Raw genomic sequence first — 21,489 nt, forward strand, 5'->3', positions numbered from 1 at the left:
CATCACGATCAGAGGACACTCCCATGACACACACCGCACCGGCGTCCACCAAGACATCGTGGATGCCACTGGTCAGCCTCTTCCTCGCCCAGGTGCTCATGTCGTTCAACGTGGCGGCACTGCCGATCTCGCTGGGCGGCATGGTGAGCGAGTTCGGCGTTCCTCCGACGGTCGCGAGCACGACGATCGTCATGTACGGTCTCGCTGTCGCCGCTCTGGTGATGACCGGCGCGAAACTCGGCCAGCGCGTCGGATGGGTGCTCATCTTCCGAGTGGTGATCGCTCTGTTCGCCGCGTCGTCAGTGCTGATGATCATGTCACCGACCGTGGGATGGGCCATCGCAGGTCAGGCTGTGGCCGGAGCGGCCGCAGCGATCATCGTGCCCTCGATCGTGGCGCTGATCGCCGAGAACTATCGAGGCGCCCAGCAGGCAACGGCGATCGGCGCCATCGGCTCTGCTCGGGCGATCTCGGGTGTGACGGCGTTCCTGATCGGCGGCACCCTGGGCACGCTCGTCGGCTGGCGTCCGATGTTCTTCATCGTCTTCGGCATCGCGGTCGTCGTCTTCGCCTTCAGCTTCACCCTTCGAGGCGACCGAGGTGATGCGTCGATCCGCATCGACCTCGTCGCCTCGCTCCTGATCGGCGCGGCGATCGTGCTGCTCACGCTCGGCTTCAACAACCTCAACGGCTGGGGTGCGGTGGCTGCCACCGAGGCTGCGCCGTTCAGCATCTTGGGGCTGTCGCCCGCTCCGGCATTCATCGTCGTGGGCATCGTGCTCGGCCAGGCGTTCTTCGTCTGGACCCGCAGGCGGATGGCCGAGGGCAAGGTGCCGTTGATCGATCTCAGCGTGCTGGGGTCGTCGAAGGAGCGGGCGGCCGTCTACGCGATGTTCATCGTCGTCGCACTCGAGGCATGTGTGAATTTTACGATCCCGCTGTACATCCAGATCGTGCAGGGACGCACGCCGTTCGACACGTCACTCGCGATGATGCCGTTCAACCTCACCGTCTTCATCACCGCGACCCTCGTGGTGCGCTTCTACAAGCGCTACCCGCCCCGCGTGATCGGCGTCTTCGGGTTCATCCTGACGACGGTCGCGCTCGTGTGGCTCTCCTTCGTGGTGAACAACAACTGGGAGACCCTGCCCACGATCCTCGGTCTAATCGTGTTCGGCATCGGCCAGGGTGCGCTCGTGACCCTGGTCTTCAACGTGCTGGTCACGGCCGCCCCGGCCGAGCTCGCGGGCGACGTCGGCTCGCTTCGCGGAACCACCCAGAACCTCGCGTCGGCGGTCGGAACCGCCCTGGCGGGGGCGCTGCTCGTCTCTCTGCTCGGCCTGAGCATCGGTCGCGCGGTGGTGGAGCATCCCGAGCTGCCGCCCAGGCTCGTGGCGCAGGTCGACATGGACAACCTGAACTTCATCAGCAACGACGATCTCCGCACCGCTCTCGAACAGACGGATGCGACTCCCGAGCAGATCGACGCCGCGGTGGCGGTCAACGAGGAGTCGCGCCTGGGCACCCTTCGCCTCGGGCTGCTGCTGCTCGCGGGACTCAGTGCTGTGGCGATCCTTCCGGCGTCTCGCCTGCCGAAGTACAAGCCCGACGAGATCCCCGATCCGTCACCGGTCGCGGGTTCGGACTGACCTCAGCGGAGCTCCGAGATGAGGACAGCGCTCGTGCCGGGCAGAATGGCCTCGAACACATGCGGCGCATCGCCGGCGTAGGAGAGGTAGTCGCCGGGGTTCAGCAGCACGGGTTCGCCCGCCGGTCCGATCTGCGCCTGTCCGGAGATGAGGATCACGTGCTCCGTCGTGCCGGCATGATGCGGGTCCGAGCGTCGCGGGTCCCCGGGCTCCGCCTGGATCAGGTAGACGTCCCGACGCGCCCCGGGCGGGCTGGCGGAGAGCAGGGTCGCGCTGTAGGCCGCGGCAGACGAGGGCACACCGGCGAGATCCTCGGCGCGGATCAGGGTGGGGGCGTTGGTCTGCTGATCGACGAGGACGGCGAAGGGCACGCCCAGCGCGACGCCCAGCGCCCAGAGGGTCTCGACGCTGGGGTTGCCCGAACCTGACTCGAGCTGCGAGACCGTGGCCTTCGAGATCCCCGCGCGACGGGCGAGCTCGGACACGGACAATCCGGCAGCCTCTCGCTCTCGGCGCAGGGTACGGGCGATACGGGTGCGGAGATCCTCCATCTGTTCATCATGTCAAACGATCGTTCGCTTGACTATCCATCGAACGATGTTCAGAATGATGATCGTGTGTTCACTGAATCGAACGGTCCTCTCGTGAGCGCCGAGCGCGAGGTCTGGCGCGAGGCTCTCGGCGTCGTGCTTGCCACCAGTGCCTACGGCATCTCGTTCGGAGCGCTCGCCGTGGCATCCGGTCTCGATGTCTGGCAATCCTGCGTCCTCAGCCTGCTGATGTTCACCGGCGGGTCGCAGTTCGCCTTCGTCGGCGTGTTCGCCGCCGGGGGAGTCGCCGCGCTTCCATCGGCCATCGCCTCGGCCGCGCTGCTCGGGGTGCGAAACATCGCCTACGGGATGCGGATGTCTCCGATCGTCGGCACGACCCCTGCGCGGCGGATCGCCGCGGCGCACTTCACGATCGACGAGTCGACGGCGGTCGCCGTCTCGCAGAGCGACCCGCGGCTCCGCCAGGTGGGTTTCTGGGTCACGGGCATCGGCATCTTCGTCGGATGGAACGCCACGACCCTGGTCGGCGCGCTGCTCGGCGACGTGCTCGGCGATCCGAAGACCTGGGGGCTGGACGCCGCCGCGGCTGCGGCCTTCCTCGCTCTGCTGTGGCCGCGGCTCGAGCAGCGGCAGGCGATCGCCGTCGGCGTTGCGGCAGCGGTCGTGGCGGCGGCGCTCACGCCGTTCATCATGCCGGGACTCCCGGTGCTGGTCGCTGCGGTCGTGGCGATCTTCGTCGGTTGGTTCAACTGGCTCGGTCGGGACGCTCGGGTCGACCTCGAGGATTCGGAGGTGCGGAGATGAGCGTCTGGAGCGCGATCCTGCTGGCCGCGGTGATCTGCCTGGCTCTCAAGGCGGTCGGATACCTCGTGCCGTCGAAGGTGCTGGAGGCTCCTCGCCCGGCGCGCATCTCGGATCTGCTCACCGTCGCCCTGCTCGCCGCGCTCGTGGCCGTGCAGACCCTGGGAGCCGGTCAGGCCGTCGTCGTGGATGCGAGAGTGCCCGCGCTGCTCGTCGCGGCGGGGCTTCTGTGGTTGCGGCAGTCGTTCCTGGTCGTGGTCTTCGCTGCGGCCGCGGTAGCCGCTCTGCTGCGTCTGCTCGGCCTCGCGGCCTGATCTCACCCCCCCGGGGCCTGGGCGCGCGGTGACCGCGCGTAGGATCGACTCGTGCGTATCGGATGGATCTCTCGGGTGCTCTCCTGGATCGCCGCGGCTCTCGTCGGCGGCGTCTTCGGCATCGCCGGCACCATCGGTCACAGCCTGATGTGGGGACCGATCCCCGTGGGGCTCATCGTCGGCGCCATCGCCTGCGGCGCGATCCTCGTGGCGATCCGGGCGCTCACCCACGATCGGGGTGCGACTCTCGCCGCCGGTCTCGGGATGGTGGGGATGCTCGTCATCATCTCCGGCGTCGGCCCCGGCGGATCCGTCGTGGTCGAAGACACGCTCAGCGGTCGCATCTGGATCTATCTGGTCGCAGGCCTCGTGCTGCTCGCAGTCGCGTGGCCGTCGTTCTCTCGGCTGCCTGTCCGCACGGATGCCGTGGCGGAGCCCGCTGCACCGCAGGCCGGACCGCCCGACGACGACACGCGTTCGCCCACTCGAGGACCCGTGCTGGGCGATCGGACAGGTCGCGAGTCGTAGACTGAGGGAGTGACGTATGTGATCGCCCTTCCGTGCGTCGATGTCAAGGATCGCGCCTGCATCGACGAGTGCCCCGTTGACTGTATCTACGAGGGCGAACGCTCGCTGTACATCCACCCCGACGAGTGCGTCGACTGCGGCGCCTGCGAGCCGGTCTGCCCCGTCGAGGCGATCTACTACGAAGACGACCTGCCCGATGAGTGGCAGGACTACTACAAGGCCAACGTCGAGTTCTTCGACGAGGTCGGCTCGCCCGGTGGTGCGGCGAAGGTCGGCGTCATCGCGCACGACCACCCGATCATCACAGCCCTCCCTCCCCAGGGCGAGTAGCGCGTGAGCGTACGCGACCTCGCCGACTACCCCTGGGACGCGGTCGTCCCGTACCGTGAGCGCGCCGCCCTTCACCCCCGGGGAATCGTAGATCTCTCCGTCGGGTCGCCCGTCGATCCGACACCCGAGCTGATCCGTCGGGCGCTGTCAGACGCGACCGACGCGCACGCCTACCCGCAGACCGTCGGAACGCCGGCGCTCCGCGAGGCGATCGTCGACTGGTACGCGCGGCGCAGGGGAGTGCCCGACCTCACGGTGGCCAACGTCCTTCCGACGATCGGCTCGAAGGAACTCGTCGCGCTGCTGCCGACACTCCTGGGTCTCGGTGAGGGTGACATCGTGGTGCACCCGCGCATCGCGTACCCGACCTACGAGGTGGGTGCTCGTGTCGTCGGCGCCACGCCTCTCGCCGCCGACGATCCGGCTGAGTGGCCCGAGGGCGCGAAGCTGATCTGGATCAACACCCCGGGGAACCCGGACGGACGCACGTGGACGGTCGATGAGCTCTCGGCAGCGGTGCGTCGTGCGCGTGAGATCGGCGCCGTGCTCGCCAGCGACGAGTGCTACGCGGAACTCGGCTGGGACGGCCGCTGGGCGAATGAGCCGATCCCCTCGATCCTCGATCCTCGTGTGACGGACGGCAACAGGGCGAATCTGCTCAGCGTGTACTCGCTGAGCAAGCAGTCCAACCTCGCCGGCTACCGGGCGGCGTTCGTGGCCGGATGCGCGCGCATCGTCGGCGAGCTGCTCACGGCACGCAAGCACCTCGGCCTGATGCCGCCCGAGCCCGTGCAGCATGCGATGGCCGTCGCGCTCGGCGATGACGAGCATGTCGCGGCGCAGAAGGAGCTCTATCGCCACCGGCGCGACACCCTGCGCCCTGCGCTCGAAACCGCAGGGTTCCGAATCGACGGCTCCGAGGCGGGGTTGTACCTGTGGGCGACCGAGGGGCAGGACGCCTGGGCCAGTATCGCGAGGCTCGCCGATCTCGGCATCCTCGCAGGCCCTGGACCCTTCTACGGCCCGCACTCCACGCAACACGTGCGTCTCGCTCTGACGGCTCCGTCCGAGCGGATCGCTGAGGGCGCGCGTCGCCTGCAGGAGCAGGCGCTGTAGGTTTCCTCCTCAGCGCCCATTTTCTTTTGTCCGATGTCACAGTAGGCCGGTGTGCCTACTAGGCTGTAAAGGCGATTCGGTCATGTATCGATGATCTCGATCCGACCTGGTGCACAGCGCCGTGACATCGCCACATCCGACTTGATGAAGATCCATGAGGAGGCCCGCGTGAGCGCAGCGGCAGAGCAGCAGGCGACGGCGAAGCTGACGATCGGCGAGACCACCGCGGAGTTCCCGCTCGTGCGCGGCACGGCGGGAACCGACAGCATCGACTTCTCGACGCTGACGCGCCAGACCGGGTACACGGGGCTCGATTACGGATTCGTCAACACGGCGTCGACGAAGTCCGCGATCACGTTCATCGACGGTGACAAGGGGATCCTGCGCTACCGCGGGTACCCGATCGAGCAGCTCGCGGGCTCGACAAGCTACCTCGAGGTCGCCTGGCTCCTGATCTACGGCGAGCTGCCCTCCGCCGCCGAGCTCGCGGAGTTCGACGAGAAGATCCGTCGGCACACGCTGCTGCACGAAGACCTCAAGCGCTTCTTCTCGGCGCTCCCGCACACGGCGCACCCGATGTCGGTGCTGTCGTCGGCGGTCGCCGCCCTGTCGACCTATTACGAGGGTCAGACCGACCCGCACAACCCCGAGCACGTCGAGCTCAATATGATCCGCATGCTCGCCAAGCTGCCGGTCATCGCGGCGTACGCGCACAAGAAGAGCGTCGGCCAGGCGTTCCTCTACCCCGACAACTCTCTCGGGTTCGTGGAGAACTTCCTCAAGCTCAACTTCGGTGTGCACTCCGAGGAGTACCAGGTCAACCCGGTCATGTCGAAGGCTCTCGAGCTCCTGCTGATCCTGCATGAGGACCACGAGCAGAACGCCTCGACGTCGACCGTGCGCCTCGTCGGGTCGACCGGTGCGAACCAGTTCGCGTCCATCTCGGCGGGTATCCAGGCTCTCTCGGGCCCCCTGCACGGTGGTGCGAACGAAGCCGTGCTCACCATGCTCGGTCAGATCCGCGACTCCGGTCAGAGCGTGTCGCGCTTCGTCGAGCGGGTGAAGAACAAGGAAGAGGGCGTGAAGCTGATGGGCTTCGGGCACCGGGTGTACAAGAACTACGACCCCCGTGCCAAGCTCGTCAAGGAAGCTGCCGGCGAAGTCCTCGCAGAGCTCGGCGTCACCGATCCGCTGCTCGACCTCGCTCAGGAGCTCGAGGAGCTCGCCCTCGCCGACGACTACTTCAAGGAGCGTCGTCTGTACCCGAACGTCGACTTCTACACCGGCGTGATCTATAAGGCGATGGGCTTCCCGACGCGCATGTTCACCGTGCTGTTCGCGATCGGCCGCCTGCCGGGCTGGCTCGCGCAGTGGCGCGAGTTGCAGCTCGACCCGCAGACCAAGATCGGCCGCCCGCAGCAGCTCTACACGGGATCCCCCGAGCGCACCTTCCAGACCCGCTGATCCGATGCGCGATGCCCGTCGTCACCGCTGAGGCCGTCGTGCCGGTCGACCCGGCGACGGCCTTCGCGGTCTCGCAGACGACCGGATCCGTGCGTCGGCGCTGGGATCCGTTCATCAGCGAGCAGCACTTCCTCGACGGTGCGGATGCCGCGGCCAAGGACGTGCGCACCTACACGCGCCAGCGATTCGGCTTCTCGATGGTGAGCCGGTACGTGTCTTACGCCCCGCCGCGGAACGTCGGCATGGTCATGGAGACGGGTCCGTGGTTCTTCACCAAGCTCGGCGGGGGCTGGCGATTCACGGAGGTGTCAGGGGGCACGCTCGCCGTCTGGAAGTACAACTTCTCGTGCCGCCCGGCGTGGATCGCTCCGATCGCCGAATGGATCGGCGTGCGCGTGCTCGGCTTCGAGATCAGGCGCCGTCTGGCAGGCTTCGTTCGAGGGTGCTCCGACCCGCAGGTGCTGGACGCCGTTCGTCGCTGAGGAGCGACGAGGTCACGCCTCATCCGAGCATCGGGAGCAGGGCACGAAAAGGCGGGTGCCCCGACGCCTGAGCATCGGCGCACCCGCCTCGACATGTCTGAGGGTCAGCGACCCTGTGAGCCGCGACCGCGTCCGCCCTGGCCACCTGAGCGGGATCCGCCCTGGCCGCCCTGACGGGATCCGGCCGTTGCGCCCTGGCCGCCCTGACCACCCGAGCGGGGGCGACGGCTGCGGCGCGACGGCGGGTTGGCGGCTGAACTGCGCTCGCCACCGGCCGGGCGCTGCTTCGACGACTGACGCTGCTGCTGCTGCTGCACAGGAGCCGGACGAACGTGCGGCGCGCGCTCGGGCACGAGCTCGGTGACGGCGTCCGACGTGAGCGGCTCGAGGGCGGCCGTGATGGCCGCCTTGCGCAGGAGGTCCTTCACATCGCGACGCTGCTCGGGCAGCACGACCGTGACGACCGTTCCGGCGGCTCCCGCACGAGCGGTGCGACCGGAGCGGTGCAGGTATGCCTTGTGCTCCATGGGCGGGTCGACGTGGACGACGAGGTCGACGTTGTCGACGTGCACGCCGCGGGCGGCGACGTCGGTCGCGACGAGAACGCGCACTCCGCCGTCTTCGGGGTCGGACGAGAACGCGCCGAGGTTGCGCTCTCGCGCGTTCTGCGACAGGTTCCCGTGCAGGTCGACGGCAGGGATGCCCGCGGCGGTGAGCTGCTTCGCGAGCTTCTTGGCCTGGTGCTTGGTGCGGGTGAAGAGGATGCGGCGGCCGGTGCCCGAGGCGAGGTCGCGCACGAGCGTGGTCTTGTTGTCGGTCGAGTCGACCACGAGCACGCGGTGCGTCATCTCGCCGACGGGCACGCTCTCTTCATCGACCTCGTGGCTCACGGCGTTCGAGAGGAAGCGACGCGCGAGCGTGTCGATGCCGCGGTCGAGGGTCGCGCTGAACAGCAGGCGCTGGCCACCGGTGGGGGTGGCGGTGAGGATGCGGGTGACGCCGGGCAGGAACCCGAGGTCGGCCATGTGGTCGGCCTCGTCGAGCACGGTCACCTCGACGGCGTCGAGCTGCACGACCCGCTGCTTCATGAGGTCTTCCAGGCGGCCGGGGCACGCTACGACGATGTCGACGCCGTTGCGCATAGCCTGCTCCTGCGGGCGCTGGCTCACGCCGCCGAAGACGGTGGTGACGCGCAGGCCCTTGGCCTCGGCGAGGGGAGCGATGGTCGCGGCGATCTGCGTCGCGAGCTCACGGGTCGGAGCGAGGACGAGTCCTCGGGGGTGTCCGGGACGGCTCTTGCGCGACGAGGAGGCGAGGCGGGCGACCAGGGGGAGTGCGAAGGCGATCGTCTTGCCGCTGCCGGTGCGGCCGCGGCCGAGGAGGTCACGTCCGCTCAGGGAATCGGGAAGCGTGTCGCGCTGAATAGCGAACGCCTCGGTCTTGCCGTCCTTTGCGAGGACGGCGGCGAGGTCGGCGGGCACGCCGAGATCGAGGAAGGAAGTCATGAAGTATCTCCGAGAATGCACGCACGAACCATCGGGCCGGGTGCGGGAAGGTGGGCGACGGCGCGGGATCGCGCATCGTTTCGCCGTTCGAAATGGCCAGAACCAGGCAAGTGGCGCGGGAGCGTGTCGACGACGCAGACGTCTCGCATCGCGAGGAGCGTCGCCTTGACACTATCACGCGTCAGGCAGAGAAGCCTGGGACGTCGCCCGCCCCAGCGAGTCGCGTCAGGCGTGAAGCGCGTCGTTGAGGGTCACGCCGACGCCGGCGCGGCGAACCGCCTCGACCGCTCCGCTGAGCGAATTGCGACGGAACAGCAGACCGTCCTGCCCCGAGAGCTCAGCGGCCTTGACGGTCTTCTTGCCACCGTCGGCCGTGGCGGGGCCGTCGACGAGGACGACCTTGGTGCCCGCCGTGACGTAGAGACCGGCCTCCACCACGCAGTCGTCGCCGAGCGAGATGCCGATGCCGGCGTTCGCCCCGAGCAGCGTGCGAGAACCGATCGAGACGCGGTGTGCGCCGCCCCCGGACAGGGTGCCCATGATCGAGGAGCCTCCGCCGATGTCGCTGCCGTCGCCGACGACGACGCCCTGCGAGATCCGGCCCTCGACCATCGATGATCCGAGCGTGCCGGCGTTGAAGTTCACGAAGCCCTCGTGCATGACGGTGGTACCGGGAGAGAGATGGGCGCCGAGACGGACGCGCGAGGCGTCGGCGATCCGGACGCCGGCGGGCTGCACATAGTCGCTGAGCCGGGGGAACTTGTCGAGCCCCTGCACCTGGATGCCGGCACGCTGCAGCAGCGGACGGAGTCGGGCCGCGTCATCGGGGTGCACGGGGCCGGCGTTCGTCCACGCCACATTCGGGAGATGGCCGAAGATGCCGTCGAGGTTGAGCTGGTTCGGACGCACCACCAGGTGCGACAGTGCGTGCAGGCGCAGGTAGGCGTCGACGGTCGATGCCGGTGCGGCATCCAGGTCGATCTGCAGCTGGACGGTCTCCACCGTGACGTTGCGGCGCTCGTCGGGCCCGGCCAGGGCCTCGAGGGAGGCGAGCGCGGCCGCGGCGTCTCCTGCCGACGGGGCTTCGGTGTGCACCTCGGGGAACCAGGCATCGAGAACGGTGCCGTTGCCGGAGATCGTCGAAAGTCCAGTACCCCACACGGTGCGCGCCTCAGTCATGACTCCACGCTATCGCGAGGAGATATGCGCGATCGCACAGATGTCGGGGTAAGTAGGCTGGAGACATGGTGCTCGATCTGACAGCGTCCTCCGTCGACCTGACCCGCGCGATCTGCGACATCCCGAGTGTCTCGGGTGACGAGAAGACCCTCGCGGATGCCATCGAGGAGGCGATCTCGGCCTTCGATCACCTCGAGGTGATCCGTCACGGCAACACGATCGTCGCCCGCACGAACCTCGGACGCTCACAGCGGGTCGCGATCGCCGGTCATATCGACACGGTGCCGATCAACGACAACGTGCCGACGAAGGACATCGAGATCGACGGCGTCGCCTACCTCTGGGGGCGCGGAACCGTCGACATGAAGAGCGGCACCGCCGTGCAGCTCAAGCTCGCCGCCGAGCTCACCGAGCCCTCGGTCGACATCACCTGGATGTGGTACGACAACGAGGAGGTCGAGGCGTCGAAGAACGGCCTGGCGCTTCTCGCCGCGGTGCGCCCCGATCTCTTCCAGGCCGACTTCGCGATCCTCGGCGAGCCGTCGAACGGCGAGGTCGAGGGGGGCTGCAACGGCACGATGCGCGCCATCGTGCGCACCACGGGAGTCCGCGCCCACGCGGCGCGCGCCTGGATCGGCGAGAACGCGATCCATCGCGCGGCCCCGATCCTCGCTCGTCTCGCCGAGTACCGCGCGAGAGAGATCCCGGTCGACGGACTGCTCTACCGAGAGAGCATGAGTGCTGTGCGCATCGCCGGGGGAGTCGCGGGCAACGTGATCCCCGACGCCTGCGAGGTCGAGGTCAACTACCGGTTCGCGCCGAGCAAGTCCGCCGCCGACGCCGAGGCCCACATCCGCAACCTCCTCGCCGGATTCGACGTCGAGATCACGGATGCCGCAGAGGGCGCCCGCCCGGGGCTCGACGCCCCCATCGCGCAGGAGTTCGTGACCGCCGTCGGCGCCGAACCGCGCCCGAAGTACGGCTGGACCGACGTGGCGCGCTTCTCGGCCCTCGGCATCCCCGCCGTCAACTACGGCCCCGGCGACCCCCACCTCGCGCACCACGACGAGGAGCGGGTGCCGCTCTCGCAGATCGACGCGGTCGAGCGAGGACTGCGCACGTGGCTCAGCTCGCGCTGACCGTCACCCGTCGTTGGGCGAGTGCTCCGCTCCCGCTGCGGATCGCGCTCGTCTATCTGACCGCTCGTGCGGTGACCACCGCTCTCATGATCGCCGCGGCGCTGCAGTCGACGTCGCTGTCGCGATTCGGCGCGGATCCCGGCCTCGCCGACTTCATCGTCGCCTGGGACGCGCAGTGGTACTGGCTCGTGGCGGAGGAGGGATACCCGTCCGACCTGCCGCTCACCGAGTCCGGCGACGTCGCCGAGAACGCCTGGGCGTTCATGCCCGTGTTCGCCTTCGCGGCCAAAGGGGTCGGCTTCCTGTTCGGGTCGTGGGGGATGGGCGCCTTCCTGCTGTCCTTCGTCGCCGGATACTTCGCGTGCCTCGCTCTGCACCGCCTGCTGCGCGATCGCCTCGGGCAGCAGGCCGCGATGTGGTCGGTCGTGTTCTTCGCGTCGGGGCCGATCGCTGCGATGTTCCAGGTCGGCTACGCGGAGACGCTCTTCCTCCTCCTGCTCTTCCTCGCACTCGACGCCACGATCCGCCGTCGATACACGTGGCTGTACCTGCTGATCCCGATCATGGCGTTCACGCGTCCGGGCATCCTGGCCTTCGCGCTCTACCTGGGCCTGCACGGCATCCTCCGCTGGTGGCACCGGCGCGAGGACCCGCTCGCGACTCGCGAGGTCGTGCACATCGTCGCCCTCGGCGCTCTGGCCACGGTGGCCGGATTCTCGTGGCAGGTGATCGCCGGCGTCGTCACCGGAGACCCAGGGGCCTACCTCGCGACCGAGCTCTCCTGGCGTCGGAACTGGCTCGTCGGCGGGGTCGAGGGCTTCATCCCCTTCGAGGGATGGCTCCAGGCATCCCAGTTCTGGTTCGGACAGTGGGGGCTCGCGACGTCCTGGGGGCCGGTCGTGCTCGCTCTCCTCGTGGTGACGGCCGGCGCCGCGCTGATCTACCTGCCGCAGATGCGCGCACTCGGTCCGGATCTGCGTCTGTGGAGCGCGAGCTACCTGCTCTACCTGCTCGCGGTGTTCTTCCCGCAGTCGAGCACGTTCCGGCTGCTGCTTCCCCTGAGCCCTGCCTGGGGAGCGCTCGCGGTGCCGCGGTCGCGCCTCTGGAGGGTGGGCGTCCTGGCCGCCTGTCTGGGGGGCCAGTGGGTCTGGATCTACCACGTCTATGCGCTCGGCAACACGTTCTGGCAGGTGCCGTGAATGTTAAGGCTTGATGCATTTCTTCATAGGGGACGTCCAGGTTCGGGTAACACCCGATAAACTGATCGCATACCACCGGAGGAAAAGGAGCCCACGATGGCAGCGATGAAGCCGAGGACCGGAGACGGACCCATGGAGGCCGTGAAAGAAGGGCGACTCATCATCGTGCGCGTCCCGCTCGAAGGAGGCGGCCGTCTGGTCGTCTCCGTGAACGACGCAGAGGCGAAGGAACTTCACGACGTGCTGGCAGCCGTCGTGGCTCCCGCCTGATAGAACTCGAATTCGCGCACGCGGATTCACGAAGAGGGCGACGGATCGATGATCCGTCGCCCTCTTTCCATCTTGGTGGTCCGATCGCTCAGGACTCTCCGACGCTGATCAGCTGCAGCAGGCCCTCGCCGGTCGTCGACACGGTGGCGAGCACGGCGGACGACTCCTGCGTCTCCTGGATGAGCGAGCGATAGGCCGAGGTGACTTCGTCCCGCTGCACGGGGTCGGCGACGCGGCCCCCGCCGAGCACGCGGGGGACCAGCACCATTCCGCCGGTGCGCACGAGCCGCAGCCCGTGCTCGACGTAGTCGATGACGTTCTCGGGGTCTGCGTCGACGAGCACGATGTCGTACGATGCCTCGTTCATGCGCGGAAGCACGTCGGCCGCGCGCCCGGTGATGAATCGCGCCTTGGTCGCCGGGATGCGCGCATCCGCGAACGCCTGACGAGCGGCGGCCAGATGCTCCGGCTCGTTGTCGATCGAGGTCAGGACGGCCTGCGGTGCACCGCGCAGCAGCCAGAGTCCCGAGACGCCCGCTCCGGTACCGATCTCGACGATCGATCGAGCGCCTGTCGCGGCGGCCAGCACGGCGATCTGCGAACCGACGGCCGCGCTGATCGGCGACGCGCCGAGTTCGACGGCGTGCGCACGGGCGCGGGCGATCGGCGACGGCTCCACGACGGATTCGCGGATGAAACGTGCGTTCGCATCGTTCTCGCTCATTGCCTGATTCTCCCGACTGAGATGTGTGTTCTCCCAGGGTATGCGCTCGGTGCGCGGCGCACGGGCAGGCGCGGCGGTAGCCTGGACAGATGCAGTTCGGGATCACCTTCGAAAAGCTGCTGCTTATCGGTCTGATCGCTGTGCTGCTCATCGGACCGGAGCGGCTGCCGCGCTACGCCGAGAGCGTCGCCAAGCTCGCTCGACGTGCCGGCGAGTTCCTGCGGGACACCAAGTCGCGCGTCCGTGACGAGATGGGCCCCGAGATCGACGACGTCGACTGGCGCAAGCTCGATCCCCGGCAGTACGACCCGCGGCGGATCATCCGGGATGCGCTCTTCGAGGACGACCCCGCACCTGGGCAGGCTCGCGCGGAGACCGTCGTCGCGGAGCCCGCGGTGAAGCCCGTGCACACGCCCAGGGTGCGACCGGAGTTCTCGAACTCGAGTCCTCCGCCGTACGACCCCGAAGCCACCTGAACCCGAAGCCGTCTGAACCCCGATCCTGAACCGGGCCCTGAACTGAGGGCTGCGCTCAGCCGATCCGTGTGCGCAGCCGCGCGATGTCGGCGTCACTCAGCAGCGCCCGCGGTATCGCCGTGATCGCCGACGCGCCGCGCAGTTTGAGCAGCACCGCATCCGTACCTGCGCGCATGCTCTGGAAGGTGCGGTACTCGATGTCCGACGAACGGCTGCCTGCGCCGATGTGCAGAGCGCTCTCGCCGAGGCGCACCCAGACCACGGTTCCCGGGGGTGTGGCGGCTCGTACCGCGCGTCGTGCTCCCACGATCGTCATCACGACGGCATACACCATCAGGGCGATGCTCGCGACGGGAAGCAGCCCCGAGAGCCCGACGCTTCCTCCGGACGCGCTCAGGTTCAGGATGCTCAGCGCGAGCGCTGCGGTGAGAGCGATCCACATGACGATCGCCGCAGGGCGGGTGAGAGCGTAGACCGCGGCGTCACGGGCCATACCTTTCAGCAGCCGCTCATCGACGGTGAGTGCCATCTGCCGCACCTATCCGAGGGTCATCGGGAGCGAGCGGCCGGCGAGTCCGCGTCCCTGGGCGGCGAGGGTGCGAGCGAGGTCGCGGATCGCCATCGCCGCGGCATCGGTGCTGTCGCTGAGGACGATCGGGACGCCCATGTCTCCTCCGGTGCGCAGCGCAGTGCTGAGCGGGATCGAGGCGAGCAGCGGAACGGGGTGCGACTCGGACAGGGCCTCGGCCACGGCCGCACCTCCACCTGAGCCGAACAGGTCGATCACCGTGCCGTCCGGCAGGGTGAAGGCACCCATGTTCTCGACGACGCCGATGACCCGCTGACCGGTCTGGCGGGCGACGAGCCCGCTGCGGATCGCCACGTCGGATGCGGCGGCCTGCGGCGTCGTGACGACGAGGACCTCGGCGTGGGGAAGCAGCTGGCCGATCGAGATGGCGATGTCGCCGGTGCCCGGGGGCATGTCGATCAGCAGGATGTCGAGGTCGCCGAAGAAAACGTCGGTCAGGAACTGCTGCACCGTGCGGTGCAGCATCGGCCCGCGCCAGGCGACCACGGCCTCGCCGTCGCGGAGGAACATGCCGATCGAGATGGTCTTCACCCCGTGCGCCACAGGCGGAAGCATGAGGTCGTCGATGCGGGTCGGCTGAGTTCCGGCCGGGATGCCGAGCAGACCCGGGATCGAGAACCCATGCACGTCGGCGTCCATCAGGCCCACGGCCAGTCCCTGATCGGCGAGGGAGGCCGCGAGATTCGCGGTCACGGTGGACTTGCCCACTCCGCCCTTGCCGCTGGAGACGAGGATCACACGAGTGAGCGAATCCGGGCCGAACGGCATCTGGCGAGCGGGGCGTCCGTCGCGGAGCTTCTCGGTGAGGGCCTTGCGCTCGGTCGGGGTCATCACGCCGACCTCGACGTCGACCTCGGTGACACCGGGTACGGATGCCGCGGCGGCGCGCACATCGGACTCGATGCGGGCCGCTGCGGGGCACCCCACGATCGTGAGCACGATGGCGACGTGCGCGTGACCGCCCTCGACCGCGATCTCCCTCACCATGTCGAGGTCGCCGATCGGCCGCCGCAGTTCAGGGTCGCTGACGGCCGCGACCGCAGCGCGGACGGACTCGGCGGAACTCATGATGCGGATCGCCCGCCGGAGCGTCGTTCGGCGGTCGGCGCGTCGTCGCTCTCGCCGAGCTCGGCCATAAGGGCCTTGAGCTCCTGGCGGAGGACATCGCGCGTCACGACCTGGTTGGTGCGCTCCTCGAGCGCCATGCGCAGAGCGACGATCTCACGGGCGAGGTACTCGGTGTCGGCGAGGTTGCGCTCGGCGCGCTGACGGTCCTGCTCGATCTGCACGCGGTCGCGGTCGTCCTGGCGGTTCTGCGCGAGCAGGATCAGGGGAGCGGCGTACGACGCCTGCAGCGAGAGCATCAGGGTGAGGGCCGTGAAGCCGAGCGCCGCGTCATCGAAGCGCAGGTGATCGGGCAGCAGCGTGTTCCAGCAGATCCAGAGCACGCAGAACAGCGTGAGGATCAGCAGGAACGCGGGGGTGCCCATGGCGCGGGCGACCCATTCGGTGAAGCGCCCGAAACGGTCGCGCGACGTCGACCGCTGGCGAGAGGTGCCGCGGCCCAGAGGAGCGTCGAGCTGAGGCGAGCGGGAGCGGGAGCGTGCCATCAGCGCACCTCCTTCGGGACAGTCGGCTCGTCGCTGTCGTGCGTGCGCCAGTCGTCGGGGAGCAGGTAATCGAGGACGTCGTCGATGCTGATCGCGCCGACCAGACGGTGCGCGGTGTCGATCACCGGCAGAGAGACGAGGTCGTAGCTGGCGAGCATGCGGGCGACCTCAGCGGCGGAGGCCGTGACGTGCACCGGCTCGAGGCTGTCGTCCATGATGGCGCCGAGTCGCTCATGAGGGGGGTAGCGCAGCATCCGCTGGAAGTGCACCATACCGAGCAGGCGGCCGGTCGGCGTCTCGAAGGGTGGCAGAGTCACGAAGACCGCCGCCGCGAGGGCAGGGTGCAGCTCGTGTCGGCGGATGAGAGCGAGGGCCTCCGCCACCGTGGCATCGGCGGAGAGGATGATCGGCTCCGGGGTCATCAGACCACCCGCGGTATCGGGGCCGTAGCGGAGCAGCATCCTGACATCTTCTGCCTCTTCCGGCTCCATCAGCTCGAGCAGCTGCTCGAGCCGGTTGGGCGGAAGCTGGGCGAGGAGGTCGGCCGCGTCGTCGGGCTCCATCTGGTCGAGGATGTCGGCGGCGCGCTCGTCGCCCAGGCGATCGAGGATGTGCACCTGCTCGTCCTCGGGCATCTCCTCGAGGGCGTCGGCGAGGCGGTCGTCGGAGAGCTCCTCGGCGACCTCGATCATGCGCTGCTGCGGCAGATCGAGCAGGGTGTTCGCGAGGTCGGCTGCGTGCAGCTCGGAGTAGGACGCGACGAGCTGCTCTGCCGACTGCGCCTCTCCGGGTGAATGCTGCTCCGCGACCTCGCTCCAGGCGGCGAACGTGGTCGGGCCCTTCGCGAACGGCGACGCGCTGGTCTTCGGTCGGCGGAGGAAGAGCTGGCTGACGGCCCACTCGCCGAGGCGGTTGGGCTCGATCGCCACGTCTTCGATCACGGCGGTGCCGGTCCCGTCGACGAGGCTCACCCGTCGGCCGAGCAGCTCGGCCAGGACGCGCACCTCGCCGGCACGCGGCGAGAACCGCCGCACGTTGATGAGACCCGTGCTGATGACCTGGCCGGCGCGGATCGACGTCACACGTCCGATCGAGAGGAAGACGTGTCGACGCCCGGGGATCTCGACCACGAGGCCGATCACGCGCGGGGCCGCCGTACTTCGGTACACGATGACGACATCACGGACTTTGCCGAGCCGGTCGCCCACGGGGTCGAAGACGGCGCACCCTGCAAGACGCGCGGCGAATACCCGTTGTGTGCTCACTCATCCAGCGTAGTGCGCAGGGCCTGTCCGGGTGCTGCCCGGAGCGTCGCGCCGACGCCTCGGCCCGACACGCGCCCGGCCCGCGCATCGGCAGGCATGGAACAATGGCGGGATGAGCATGCTGAACCGTCCAGCTGACAGCCGCGATGAAGGCGAGATCGTCGCCTCCACCCGCGATTACGAAGGCGCCCAGAAGACGGTGTCGAAACTGATCGCCCAGGAGGTGCCAGCCAGAGACATCGCGATCATCGGGCAGAGCGTCCGCACGGTCGAGCGCATCACCGGTCGCCTCGGCTACGCGGCCGCGGCCCGGTCGGGCGCCATCAACGGCGTGCTCATCGGTCTCTTCCTCTCGGCGATCCTCGTGATCGGCAACCCGGAGGTGCCGATCCAGCTGTTCGTCGGGTTCGTGTTCATCGGTGTCGCCCTCGGAATGCTGCTGAGCCTGGTCACCTATGCGATCGTTCGGCGCCGCCGCGATTTCGCGAGCGTCACGCAGTTCGCGGCCGACCACTACGAGGTCCGCGTGCAGGCGGCATCACTGGCGAAGGCACGTCTGGCCCTCGGCGCAGCCAAGCCCGCTCCGGTGCGCGCACCTGTGGACCTCGACGAGCCGCCCCGATACGGCGAACGCATCACCCCCGGCGGCCACACGGCGCCGACTCCGCCCGCGACCCCCGTCGAGCCGACGCCCGGCCCCGATCAGGCCCCCGGATCCGAGCCGACACCGCCTCTGGGAGGCGGCCAGAACCCCCCGGCAGAGCCCGCGATCCCGCCGCGGCCGGCAGATCCGGCCGGGCCGCCCGCCGAGGCTCCGGGTTCCGGTGCAGCCGGTATTCCGCCGAAGTCGGCGGAGCCCGCCTGATGACGAACCCGAACAGCGAGACGAACCCGCTCTCCGATTCGACCACAGAGGCGCAGACGCCGGCTCCGTCGCCGTACGAGTCCGTTCCGCCTGCACCGCCGGTACCGCCTGCGCCGACAGAAGGACCGCTGCCTCCGGTCCCGCCGCAGACGCCGGTCTACGGCGATGCCCCGCCGCTGGCGCCCGCGTACGCACCGCCGCAAGCTCCCGGGCACTCACTGCCGCAAGCTCCCCCCTACGCCCAACCGCAGGGGCCCGCGTACGGATACCCGCAGCAGCACCCCGGTCACCCCGCTCCCGGGTACCCCGCAGGGGGCTACCCGGTCGGCACCTATCCGGCTGCCGTCCCGCCGCGTGGCCTGCTGCCGTGGGCGCTGGGCCTGCTGATCCTCATCCCCTTCCCATTCCTCGGCGGACTCGCGTCCGGGATCGCGATGGCGGTCAGTGGCGGAGCCTCCCGTCGCTTCGGGGGAGTAGCGCGGGATAACGCGCGGGCAGCACTGAACTGGGGCCTGACCTACCTGCTCGTCTCGACGGTCCTTCTGGTCTCGCATTTCGTTCTGCTGTTCTCGTTGACGGCTGACTCTCCGACCTCGGGCTTCTACCCGATCGGGATCCCGATCACGATCTACTTCGCGCTCTCGGTGCTGCACCTCGTCCTCGTGATCGTCGGCATGGTCCGAGCAGCGGGTGGCAAGGTCATGAGGGTGCCCTTCGCGATCCCGTATCTCCGCCGCTGATGACGGTCATCCCGGTCGAGCTGCCCACGGGGACGGCGACGGTCTCCGCGGACTGGGCTCCCGGGACGAACGGTGCGACCGTCGTCATCGCGCACGGCGCGGGCACGGGCAAGGACCATCCCTTCCTCACGGGCTTCGCCGACGCGCTCGGGGCGCTCGGATTCTCGACGTTGCGGTTCAACTTCCCGTACGTGGAGCAGGGCCGCAGGATGCCTGGACCGGCAGCGCACGCGATCGCGACGTGGAACGCGGTCGTCGCCTTCGCCCGCGAACAGGACCCCGCGGCGACGATCTGGGCCACCGGCAAGTCCTACGGCGGGCGCATGGCCTCCATGGCGGTGTCCGAGGGACTCACCGTCGACGGCCTCGCCTACCTCGGCTATCCTCTGCACGCGCCGGGCAAGCCCGAGAAGCCGCGCGCGGAGCACCTGCCGCCGATCCTCGTCCCTCAGCTCTTCATCGAGGGCACGAACGATCCGTTCATCCAGCCGGTGGCACAGTTCGACGACGTCATCGCCACCTGCCAGGACGCGCGGGTCATCTGGATCGAGGGCGGCGGCCACACCTTCGAGGTGAAGGGCCGCAAGCGCCCGGCATCCGACATCGGCGCGTCGCTCGCGCCTTTCGTCGCGGAGTTCGCCCGGCCCTGACAGCATGGCAGGGTGAGCCTCGAACGAATCGCCCTGATCTCGGATGTGCACGGCAACCTGACCGCTCTCGAGGCGGTGCTCGCCGACATCGCGCGTCGCGGGATCACCCGCATCGTCAATCTCGGGGATACAGCGGGCAAGGGGCCGCGAGGAGAGGATGCGGTGCAGCGCTGCCGCGCCGTGTGCGAGCTGAATGTCCGTGGCAACTGGGACGACTTCCTCCCCACGATCCCCGACGACGGACCGCTCGAGATGGTCTGGTGGCGTGACGAGCTGTCGCCGTCGAGCAGGGAATGGCTCGCGGCGCTTCCGCTGAGCGCCGATCTCGAGCTCAGCGGTCGTCGGATCCGGCTGTTCCATGCATCGGCGCAGAGCCCTCATGTCAGGGTGCACTTCCACCACACGCCCGAGCAGTTCTCCGCGATGTTCGAGGCGACCGAGATGACGGGTGATGGCCCCGCTCCCGACGTCGTGGGCTACGCCGACATCCACGACGCCTACATCGAATCGAATGACGGACGCACGCTGTTCAACGTCGGCAGCGTCGGCAACCCGCTCGACACTCCGGTTCCGTCCTACGTGATCCTCGAAGGCGGGGCATCGTCCGACGATCCTTTCGGCGTGCAGTTCGTGCGGGTGCCGTATGACGTCGAGGCCGAGATCGCGGTGGCTGAGTCGCTCGACATGCCCACCGCCGATGTCTGGTCGGTCGAGCTCCGCACCGCCGTGTACCGGGGGCGGCAGTCATGAAAGGGCTGCATCACGTCGAGATCTGGGTGCCCGACATCGATGAGGCAGTGACCAGCTGGGGGTGGCTGCTCGCACGACTGGGTCTCGAGTTCACGAGTGAGTGGTCGGATGGCCGCACGTGGGATTCCGGGAGTGCCTATGTGACGCTCACTACCTCGCCGAACCTCACGTCTGCCGCACATGACCGGCGTCGTGCGGGGGTGAACCACCTGGCCTTCTGGGGCGGGACCCGCTACGAGGTCGATGCCGTGCTGGCGGACGCGGAGGCGCACGGGTGGCATCCGCTGTACCACGAGAGGTATCCGCACGCCGGCGGACCGGACCACTATGCGGGATGGGTGGAGAACGCGCAGGGGTTCAAGGTCGAGATCGTCGCGGAGTCACACGACGAGGCATCACCCGAGGGATGAGAGCTCGGCGTCGTCGAGCAGCCGCTGCACGGTCGACAGCCCGAGGTCGCTCATGGCGGGGTTGGAGTCCTCGTAGTACCAGCCGAGCCCCATCGCCTGCTGCAGAGCCCATGCCGCCCCCGCATCCATTCGACGTCTTCCGAGCCCAGCCGGTCTCGGACGACCCGGCGACGACGGGCGTCGAACAGATGCCAGGCGGCGACGAGGTCGAGCGCAGGATCCGCCGCTCCGAAGCCGCCTCCGTCGCGCACGCCGACCAGGCGATCCTCTGAGACCAGGAGGTTGAAAGGTGTGAGGTCCCGATGGCTCATGACATCAGGACCCGAGGAGGGGAGGGAGCGCAGAGCATCCCAGAGCGTCCGCACGCGATCGGTGTCCAGCAGGTGCCCGCTCCGCTCGACGCACAGCGCGATCCACTCGTCGTGGTCGGTGAGGATGCTTCCGCGACCGTGGCCGTCGAAGACGCATCCGCGCACATCCGTCGCCCGGAGAGCTCTGATCAGCCCGGCGACGTCGAACGCCAGCGAATCGGATGTCGCGTGGCGATGGTGGCTCGCAGTCTCTCCCGGCACCCAGGTCTGTGCCGACCACGACGACGGATAGTCCGGGGATGCCGTGGCGATACCGACAGGCCGTGGCGCCGCCACCGGGCACACCGCAGCGAACGCCGACATCGCGTCGGCCTCGGCGGTCAGCGCCGCCTCGGTCTCTCCGGTGAGCGGAAATCGCGCCGCGAGATCGTCGCCGATGCGGAAGATCGCGTTCACCGTCCCCGCCGTGGGGACCCGCCGCAGCGGCATCAGGGCGAACTCGGGAAACCGCCGGGCGATCAGACGCCCGGCGGTCTCGTCGGTGAGCTCGAGCTCGCCCTCATGCATCGGGC

26 protein-coding genes are annotated in these 21,489 nt (G+C 68.7%); 17 read left to right on the forward strand and 9 right to left on the reverse strand.

Translation table 11 applies throughout. The features are described from left to right. Positions 1 to 23 precede the first annotated feature (23 nt). Positions 24 to 1,649: an MFS transporter gene (locus tag MRBLWH13_RS03665; protein ID WP_341956955.1), complete on the forward strand. Its 1,626-nt coding sequence runs from the start codon at positions 24 to 26 to the stop codon at positions 1,647 to 1,649. A gap of 2 nt (positions 1,650 to 1,651) precedes the next feature. Here MRBLWH13_RS03665 and MRBLWH13_RS03670 read toward each other — a convergent pair whose 3' ends face one another. Beyond that, entirely contained in the window at positions 1,652 to 2,200 is a 549-nt protein-coding gene (locus tag MRBLWH13_RS03670) for an XRE family transcriptional regulator (RefSeq protein WP_341956957.1), read from the reverse strand. Between the two features lie 93 nt (positions 2,201 to 2,293). Here MRBLWH13_RS03670 and MRBLWH13_RS03675 point away from each other — a divergent pair, with 93 nt between their 5' ends. The 7 genes from MRBLWH13_RS03675 (at position 2,294) to MRBLWH13_RS03705 (ending at position 7,235) form a co-directional block, all read left to right on the forward strand. Further along, on the forward strand, positions 2,294 to 3,004 hold the full coding sequence (locus MRBLWH13_RS03675; RefSeq protein WP_341958202.1) for an AzlC family ABC transporter permease: 711 nt from the start codon (positions 2,294 to 2,296) through the stop codon (positions 3,002 to 3,004). Then, positions 3,001 to 3,315, forward strand: a complete 315-nt coding sequence (locus MRBLWH13_RS03680; RefSeq protein WP_341956959.1) for an AzlD domain-containing protein — start codon at positions 3,001 to 3,003, stop codon at positions 3,313 to 3,315. The genes MRBLWH13_RS03675 and MRBLWH13_RS03680 overlap by 4 nt, the downstream gene beginning before the upstream one ends. A 51-nt stretch (positions 3,316 to 3,366) precedes the next feature. Then, a complete protein-coding gene (locus MRBLWH13_RS03685) occupies positions 3,367 to 3,843 on the forward strand; it encodes a histidinol dehydrogenase (RefSeq protein WP_341956960.1) in 477 nt (158 codons plus the stop codon). A 9-nt stretch (positions 3,844 to 3,852) separates the two neighbouring features. Then, positions 3,853 to 4,173, forward strand: coding sequence for a ferredoxin (fdxA, locus tag MRBLWH13_RS03690; RefSeq protein WP_341956961.1), 321 nt, complete (start codon positions 3,853 to 3,855; stop codon positions 4,171 to 4,173). A 3-nt stretch (positions 4,174 to 4,176) separates the two neighbouring features. Further along, positions 4,177 to 5,289, forward strand: a complete 1,113-nt coding sequence (gene dapC / locus MRBLWH13_RS03695; RefSeq protein ID WP_341956962.1) for a succinyldiaminopimelate transaminase — start codon at positions 4,177 to 4,179, stop codon at positions 5,287 to 5,289. 168 nt (positions 5,290 to 5,457) lie between these two features. After that, positions 5,458 to 6,753, forward strand: a complete 1,296-nt coding sequence (locus tag MRBLWH13_RS03700; protein ID WP_082477828.1) for a citrate synthase — start codon at positions 5,458 to 5,460, stop codon at positions 6,751 to 6,753. A gap of 11 nt (positions 6,754 to 6,764) precedes the next feature. After that, a complete protein-coding gene (locus MRBLWH13_RS03705) occupies positions 6,765 to 7,235 on the forward strand; it encodes an SRPBCC family protein (RefSeq protein ID WP_341956963.1) in 471 nt (156 codons plus the stop codon). 104 nt (positions 7,236 to 7,339) lie between these two features. Here MRBLWH13_RS03705 and MRBLWH13_RS03710 read toward each other — a convergent pair whose 3' ends face one another. Both MRBLWH13_RS03710 and dapD read right to left on the reverse strand, forming a co-directional pair. After that, entirely contained in the window at positions 7,340 to 8,740 is a 1,401-nt protein-coding gene (locus tag MRBLWH13_RS03710; protein ID WP_341956964.1) for a DEAD/DEAH box helicase, read from the reverse strand. Positions 8,741 to 8,965: 225 nt separating this feature from the next. Continuing rightward, positions 8,966 to 9,919, reverse strand: a complete 954-nt coding sequence (dapD, locus tag MRBLWH13_RS03715; protein WP_341956965.1) for a 2,3,4,5-tetrahydropyridine-2,6-dicarboxylate N-succinyltransferase — start codon at positions 9,917 to 9,919, stop codon at positions 8,966 to 8,968. 65 nt (positions 9,920 to 9,984) lie between these two features. Here dapD and dapE point away from each other — a divergent pair, with 65 nt between their 5' ends. From dapE to MRBLWH13_RS03730, 3 genes are all read left to right on the forward strand, one after another. Next, positions 9,985 to 11,058: a succinyl-diaminopimelate desuccinylase gene (gene dapE / locus MRBLWH13_RS03720; RefSeq protein ID WP_341956966.1), complete on the forward strand. Its 1,074-nt coding sequence runs from the start codon at positions 9,985 to 9,987 to the stop codon at positions 11,056 to 11,058. Further along, positions 11,040 to 12,257 (forward strand): hypothetical protein, encoded by a 1,218-nt coding sequence (locus tag MRBLWH13_RS03725; RefSeq protein ID WP_341956967.1) that lies wholly within the window; start codon positions 11,040 to 11,042, stop codon positions 12,255 to 12,257. The genes dapE and MRBLWH13_RS03725 overlap by 19 nt, the downstream gene beginning before the upstream one ends. 96 nt (positions 12,258 to 12,353) lie before the next feature. Next, positions 12,354 to 12,527: a DUF3117 domain-containing protein gene (locus MRBLWH13_RS03730; protein ID WP_017203323.1), complete on the forward strand. Its 174-nt coding sequence runs from the start codon at positions 12,354 to 12,356 to the stop codon at positions 12,525 to 12,527. 88 nt (positions 12,528 to 12,615) lie between these two features. Here MRBLWH13_RS03730 and MRBLWH13_RS03735 read toward each other — a convergent pair whose 3' ends face one another. Next, complete coding sequence (locus tag MRBLWH13_RS03735; RefSeq protein WP_341956969.1) at positions 12,616 to 13,251, reverse strand: class I SAM-dependent methyltransferase; 636 nt, start codon at positions 13,249 to 13,251, stop codon at positions 12,616 to 12,618. A gap of 89 nt (positions 13,252 to 13,340) precedes the next feature. Between MRBLWH13_RS03735 and MRBLWH13_RS03740 the strand changes: the two genes are divergently transcribed. Next, the gene (locus MRBLWH13_RS03740) at positions 13,341 to 13,727 is read left to right on the forward strand and encodes a Sec-independent protein translocase TatB (protein ID WP_341956970.1); all 387 of its coding nucleotides are present in this window, start codon (positions 13,341 to 13,343) and stop codon (positions 13,725 to 13,727) included. A 55-nt stretch (positions 13,728 to 13,782) separates the two neighbouring features. Here the strand turns inward: MRBLWH13_RS03740 and MRBLWH13_RS03745 are convergent, their stop codons facing one another. The 4 genes from MRBLWH13_RS03745 to MRBLWH13_RS03760 are packed head-to-tail and all read right to left on the reverse strand — an operon-like array spanning position 13,783 to position 17,191. Next, the gene (locus tag MRBLWH13_RS03745; protein ID WP_341956971.1) at positions 13,783 to 14,256 is read right to left on the reverse strand and encodes a YcxB family protein; all 474 of its coding nucleotides are present in this window, start codon (positions 14,254 to 14,256) and stop codon (positions 13,783 to 13,785) included. A 9-nt stretch (positions 14,257 to 14,265) separates the two neighbouring features. Then, positions 14,266 to 15,384, reverse strand: a complete 1,119-nt coding sequence (locus MRBLWH13_RS03750; RefSeq protein WP_341956972.1) for an Mrp/NBP35 family ATP-binding protein — start codon at positions 15,382 to 15,384, stop codon at positions 14,266 to 14,268. Further along, entirely contained in the window at positions 15,381 to 15,926 is a 546-nt protein-coding gene (locus MRBLWH13_RS03755) for a DUF1003 domain-containing protein (protein ID WP_341956973.1), read from the reverse strand. Before MRBLWH13_RS03755 ends, MRBLWH13_RS03750 begins: the two co-directional genes overlap by 4 nt. After that, complete coding sequence (locus MRBLWH13_RS03760; protein ID WP_341956974.1) at positions 15,926 to 17,191, reverse strand: CBS domain-containing protein; 1,266 nt, start codon at positions 17,189 to 17,191, stop codon at positions 15,926 to 15,928. Before MRBLWH13_RS03760 ends, MRBLWH13_RS03755 begins: the two co-directional genes overlap by 1 nt. A 112-nt stretch (positions 17,192 to 17,303) precedes the next feature. Here MRBLWH13_RS03760 and MRBLWH13_RS03765 point away from each other — a divergent pair, with 112 nt between their 5' ends. Genes MRBLWH13_RS03765 through MRBLWH13_RS03785 form a run of 5 tightly spaced genes read left to right on the forward strand, consistent with a single transcriptional unit; the run spans position 17,304 to position 20,606 of the window. Next, complete coding sequence (locus MRBLWH13_RS03765; protein WP_341956976.1) at positions 17,304 to 18,056, forward strand: general stress protein; 753 nt, start codon at positions 17,304 to 17,306, stop codon at positions 18,054 to 18,056. Further along, entirely contained in the window at positions 18,056 to 18,796 is a 741-nt protein-coding gene (locus tag MRBLWH13_RS03770; protein ID WP_341956977.1) for a DUF4870 domain-containing protein, read from the forward strand. Before MRBLWH13_RS03765 ends, MRBLWH13_RS03770 begins: the two co-directional genes overlap by 1 nt. Continuing rightward, positions 18,796 to 19,446 (forward strand): alpha/beta family hydrolase, encoded by a 651-nt coding sequence (locus tag MRBLWH13_RS03775; protein WP_341956978.1) that lies wholly within the window; start codon positions 18,796 to 18,798, stop codon positions 19,444 to 19,446. Before MRBLWH13_RS03770 ends, MRBLWH13_RS03775 begins: the two co-directional genes overlap by 1 nt. 12 nt (positions 19,447 to 19,458) lie before the next feature. Next, positions 19,459 to 20,196, forward strand: coding sequence for a metallophosphoesterase family protein (locus tag MRBLWH13_RS03780; RefSeq protein WP_341956979.1), 738 nt, complete (start codon positions 19,459 to 19,461; stop codon positions 20,194 to 20,196). Further along, positions 20,193 to 20,606, forward strand: coding sequence for a VOC family protein (locus MRBLWH13_RS03785; RefSeq protein ID WP_341956980.1), 414 nt, complete (start codon positions 20,193 to 20,195; stop codon positions 20,604 to 20,606). The genes MRBLWH13_RS03780 and MRBLWH13_RS03785 overlap by 4 nt, the downstream gene beginning before the upstream one ends. 50 nt (positions 20,607 to 20,656) lie before the next feature. Here MRBLWH13_RS03785 and MRBLWH13_RS03790 read toward each other — a convergent pair whose 3' ends face one another. Further along, positions 20,657 to 21,484, reverse strand: coding sequence for a phosphotransferase (locus tag MRBLWH13_RS03790; RefSeq protein ID WP_341956981.1), 828 nt, complete (start codon positions 21,482 to 21,484; stop codon positions 20,657 to 20,659). Between the last annotated feature and the right edge of the window lie 5 nt (positions 21,485 to 21,489).

The sequence above is a fragment of the Microbacterium sp. LWH13-1.2 genome, assembly GCF_038397735.1.
GTDB lineage: Bacteria > Actinomycetota > Actinomycetes > Actinomycetales > Microbacteriaceae > Microbacterium.

Excerpts from the sequence above, each read along its gene's own strand:
- MRBLWH13_RS03785 (WP_341956980.1), top strand. The coding sequence starts at position 20,193 with ATGAAAGGGCTGCATCACGTCGAGATCTGGGTGCCCGACATCGATGAG.
- MRBLWH13_RS03670 (WP_341956957.1), bottom strand. The coding sequence starts at position 2,200 with ATGGAGGATCTCCGCACCCGTATCGCCCGTACCCTGCGCCGAGAGCGA.
- MRBLWH13_RS03710 (WP_341956964.1), bottom strand. The coding sequence starts at position 8,740 with ATGACTTCCTTCCTCGATCTCGGCGTGCCCGCCGACCTCGCCGCCGTC.
- dapE (WP_341956966.1), top strand. The coding sequence starts at position 9,985 with ATGGTGCTCGATCTGACAGCGTCCTCCGTCGACCTGACCCGCGCGATC.
- MRBLWH13_RS03775 (WP_341956978.1), top strand. The coding sequence starts at position 18,796 with ATGACGGTCATCCCGGTCGAGCTGCCCACGGGGACGGCGACGGTCTCC.
- MRBLWH13_RS03740 (WP_341956970.1), top strand. The coding sequence starts at position 13,341 with ATGCAGTTCGGGATCACCTTCGAAAAGCTGCTGCTTATCGGTCTGATC.
- MRBLWH13_RS03680 (WP_341956959.1), top strand. The coding sequence starts at position 3,001 with ATGAGCGTCTGGAGCGCGATCCTGCTGGCCGCGGTGATCTGCCTGGCT.
- MRBLWH13_RS03735 (WP_341956969.1), bottom strand. The coding sequence starts at position 13,251 with ATGAGCGAGAACGATGCGAACGCACGTTTCATCCGCGAATCCGTCGTG.
- MRBLWH13_RS03765 (WP_341956976.1), top strand. The coding sequence starts at position 17,304 with ATGAGCATGCTGAACCGTCCAGCTGACAGCCGCGATGAAGGCGAGATC.
- MRBLWH13_RS03755 (WP_341956973.1), bottom strand. The coding sequence starts at position 15,926 with ATGGCACGCTCCCGCTCCCGCTCGCCTCAGCTCGACGCTCCTCTGGGC.
- MRBLWH13_RS03730 (WP_017203323.1), top strand. The coding sequence starts at position 12,354 with ATGGCAGCGATGAAGCCGAGGACCGGAGACGGACCCATGGAGGCCGTG.
- MRBLWH13_RS03745 (WP_341956971.1), bottom strand. The coding sequence starts at position 14,256 with ATGGCACTCACCGTCGATGAGCGGCTGCTGAAAGGTATGGCCCGTGAC.
- MRBLWH13_RS03665 (WP_341956955.1), top strand. The coding sequence starts at position 24 with ATGACACACACCGCACCGGCGTCCACCAAGACATCGTGGATGCCACTG.
- MRBLWH13_RS03705 (WP_341956963.1), top strand. The coding sequence starts at position 6,765 with ATGCCCGTCGTCACCGCTGAGGCCGTCGTGCCGGTCGACCCGGCGACG.
- MRBLWH13_RS03770 (WP_341956977.1), top strand. The coding sequence starts at position 18,056 with ATGACGAACCCGAACAGCGAGACGAACCCGCTCTCCGATTCGACCACA.
- dapD (WP_341956965.1), bottom strand. The coding sequence starts at position 9,919 with ATGACTGAGGCGCGCACCGTGTGGGGTACTGGACTTTCGACGATCTCC.
- MRBLWH13_RS03790 (WP_341956981.1), bottom strand. The coding sequence starts at position 21,484 with ATGCATGAGGGCGAGCTCGAGCTCACCGACGAGACCGCCGGGCGTCTG.
- MRBLWH13_RS03750 (WP_341956972.1), bottom strand. The coding sequence starts at position 15,384 with ATGAGTTCCGCCGAGTCCGTCCGCGCTGCGGTCGCGGCCGTCAGCGAC.